At 61.6% G+C, this 721-nt stretch carries 1 pseudogene; it reads right to left on the minus strand.

The features are described 5' to 3' along the window. Window positions 1-189: 189 nt before the first annotated feature. Window positions 190-721, minus strand: a pseudogene (locus D1646_RS22530) (hypothetical protein); the annotation flags it as partial.

Raw genomic sequence — 721 nt, forward strand, 5'->3', positions numbered from 1 at the left:
CGCATCAGGCCGTTTTTGGGCCGCTTGGTGTTGCTGGAGTCCAGGTCATTCCGGGTCCAGCCGTAGCCTTTGCGCTGGACGAGGGCGGACCAGTCGTGGCCGTTGATGATTAAAATTTCCGCTGCCACAGTCTATCCCTCCTCTGTGTCAGATACCTGCGTGAATCCAGAAAAAATGCAGGTATCGGCCTCACCCCAGCACCACCGCCCTGCCACTCTGGCGGGTCATGGTGTTGATGTTCTTCACGACATTTTTGGTCACCGCCTTGCCGTCCATGACGATAACCTGCCCGTCCCGGATGGCCTCCAGGATGGCCTGGAGCAGGGGAGTATAGTCCCCGCCGCCGCTGGACTCCTCTCGGACAATCTTCCGGATCAGCCCCTCAGGGGCCTCCAGATTGTTGCCGCTGCGCTGGTCGCCCAGGACGGCCATAAACTCCCGGTTGGGCGGGATGACCGCTCCCTGGGCCAGCCGGGGCAGCTTCACCTCGGCCAGCTTTTGCAGGCTGAAGCCGAAGGAATTGCCCCCGATGCCAGGGACCCAGTCGGGCACCTCAAAGCTGATCTTGTTCAGCTGGGCAATCATCCAGTTCACACCCCGGATGACAGCGTTAATCATGCTTTCCACGTTGCCCACCAGGCCGTTGATGGTGTTCTTGATGGCCCCGCCGGCCACGTCGAAGGCGGCGCTGAGGGGCTGGGGCACATGCTGGGAGAACCAC

The organism is Pseudoflavonifractor sp. 60 (assembly GCF_009911645.1).
In the GTDB taxonomy this organism is placed as follows: Bacteria; Bacillota; Clostridia; order Oscillospirales; family Oscillospiraceae; genus Lawsonibacter.